The sequence below is a fragment of the Longimicrobium sp. genome (genome assembly GCF_036554565.1).
In the GTDB taxonomy this organism is placed as follows: Bacteria; Gemmatimonadota; Gemmatimonadetes; order Longimicrobiales; family Longimicrobiaceae; genus Longimicrobium.
In genome coordinates this window covers 1-2,605 of the sequence record NZ_DATBNB010000380.1, presented here as the reverse complement: position 1 = coordinate 2,605, position 2,605 = coordinate 1, and the positions used below count along the sequence as shown (strand labels likewise).

Below are 2,605 nucleotides of genomic sequence, written 5' to 3'. Positions count from 1 at the left end.
AGAGGCCGTGGAAGCGCCGCAGGTGGCGGATCGTGTGGCCCTTCCCGCGCCCCGGCACGGCAACGCGGCGCTGCGGGCGATGCTGTGGATGCGCACGCGGTTCGAGATCAGGCAGGTGGTGCTGAGCCCGGCATTCGTGGTCCTGATGGCGTGGGGGCTGTACATCACCGTGCTCGTGCTGACCACCCAGCGCGACCCGGACGGCCGCCCGACGTATCCGACGACGCTGTCGATGATCCCCGAGATCGCGGACGGCATGGGGATGACGCCGCTGATCGTGGCCATCTTCTACGCGGGCGAGCTCGTCTGGCGCGAACGCGACCGGCGGATGCACGAGCTGGTCGGCGCCGCGCCGATGCCCAACTGGGTGTTCGTAGTGTCGAAGACGCTGGCGATGGGGCTGGTGCTGATGGCCATGCTGCTGACCAGCGTCGCCGCCTCCATCGTCCTGCAGCTGTCGCTGGGATACACGCAGCTGGAGCTGGGCAAGTACCTGCTCTGGCACGTGCTGCCGGGAACGTGGGACATGCTGCTGCTGGCGGCGCTCGCGATCTTCGTCCAGGCGCTCAGTCCCCACAAGGCAGTCGGATGGGGGATCATGGTCGTCTTCCTGGCGTGGCAGCAGTTCAACACGACCATCGATCACAACCTTTTGCTGTACGGCGGCACGCCCGCCATGCCGCTTACGGACATGAACGGCGCCGGGTCGTTCTGGGTGGGCGCGTGGACCTTCCGGCTGTACTGGGGCGCATTCGCCGTGCTGCTTCTGGTCGCCGCGCACCTGCTGTGGAGGCGCGGCACCGAGGTCCGGCTACGTCCCAGGCTGAGGCTCGCGAGGGGGCGCCTGGCGGGTGCCGCAGGCTGGGTCGCCGCCGCGGCCCTGCTGACCTTCAGCGCGACGGGCGCCTACGCCTTCTACAACACGGACGTGCTCAACGACTACCGGACGCAGGGCGCGAGCGAGGCCCACGCGGCCGCGTTCGAGAAGAAGTACGGTCGATACGCCGACCTGGCGCAGCCGAGGATCGTGGAGCTGACGCTGGACGTGGCCCTCTACCCGGAGGAGCGCCGGGCCGTGACGAAGGGACGCTACCGCCTCCGCAACCTGACGTCGCAGCCCATTCCCGACATCCACGTCCGCGTGCTGGGCGGCGACCTGAAGCTCGCCAGCGCGACCATCCCCGGCGCGCGGCTGGTCAGCGAGGACGCGCCGTTCGGCTACCGCATCTACCGCCTGGACCGCCCGATGCAGCCAGGCGAGGAGCGGGTGACGGCGTGGGAGACGCGGCTCTGGGTGCGCGGCTTCCGCAACCAGCCGACCTTCACCCGGCTCGTGGAGAACGGAACGTTCCTCACCGAGGCCCACCTGATGCCGACCATCGGTCTGATCCGCGCCGGGCTGCTGCAGGATCCCGACGCGCGGCGCAGGTATGGCCTGCCGGAGGCGCCCGGGATCGCGAAGCTGGAAGACATCTCCGCGACGGCGAACACCACATACGGCCGCGGATGGGCGAAGTCCGACATCACCGTCTCCACGTCGGCGGACCAGACGCCGCTCGCGCCCGGCAACAAGGTGTCGGACGTGGTGCGCGGCGGCAGGCGCATCGCGCGCTTCGTCTCCGGCGTGCCCATCCATCCGCGCTTCTCCATCCAGTCCGCCCGCTACGCGGAGAAGCACCGCCGGCACGCCGGTGTGGACCTGGCCGTCTATCACCATCCCGCCCACGCGTGGAACGTGGACCGCATGCTCGACGCGCTGGCGGCCGCGCTGGACTACTACCAGGCGAACTTCGGCCCCTATCCATTCGATCACGCGCGGATCGTGGAGTTCCCGGGTTACATGGACTTCGCGCAGGCGTTCCCCGGCACCATCCCGTTTTCCGAGGACGTGGGCTTCGCCGCCGACTCCGACGCGCCGGAGACGATCGACTACGTGTCGTATCTCACCGCGCACGAGCTGGCGCACCAGTACTGGGCGCACCAGGTGGTCGGCGCCGACATGGAGGGCAGGGAGCTGCTCTCGGAGACCCTGTCGCAGTATTCCGCGCAGATGGTGATGAAGAAGCTGCGCGGCAAGGACTACATGCGCCGCTACCTGCAATACGAGCTGGACCGTTACCTGGAGGGGCGGGAGTATTCGGCGGGGGAGGAGCCGACGCTCACGCGGGTGACGGGGCAGGACCACGTCACGTACCGGAAGGGCGCGATGGCGATGTACCTGCTGCAGGAGCGGCTGGGGGAGGACCAGGTCAACCGTGCCCTGCGGACGCTGCTGGACCGCTACGCGTTCAGGGGCGCGCCGTTCCCCCGCTCGCTGGACCTGGTCGCCGCCCTCCGCGCTGAGGCGAAGACGCCGGCGGAACAGACGCTGATCACCGACCTGTTCGAACGCATTACCCTCTACCACCTGGAAGTGACCGCGCCCACGGCGGTCCGCCGCCCGGACGGCCGGTGGGACGTGACGGTGCCGGTGCTGGCGAAGAAGTTCTACGCGGACGGCAAGGGAGGGGAGACGGAGACGCAGCTGGCGGAACGCATCGAGATCGGCCTCTTCACCGCCGAGCCCGGCCGGGATGCCTTCGACGCGTCGCACGTGGTGCTGCTG

The 2,605-nt window shown here is 69.3% G+C and carries 1 protein-coding gene; it reads left to right on the top strand.

Annotated features, from left to right (window positions below; genetic code table 11):
• Positions 1-22 precede the first annotated feature (22 nt).
• Positions 23-2,605: M1 family aminopeptidase (locus VIB55_RS10505; RefSeq protein ID WP_331876613.1), on the top strand; the 2,583-nt coding region annotated here is incomplete at its 3' end.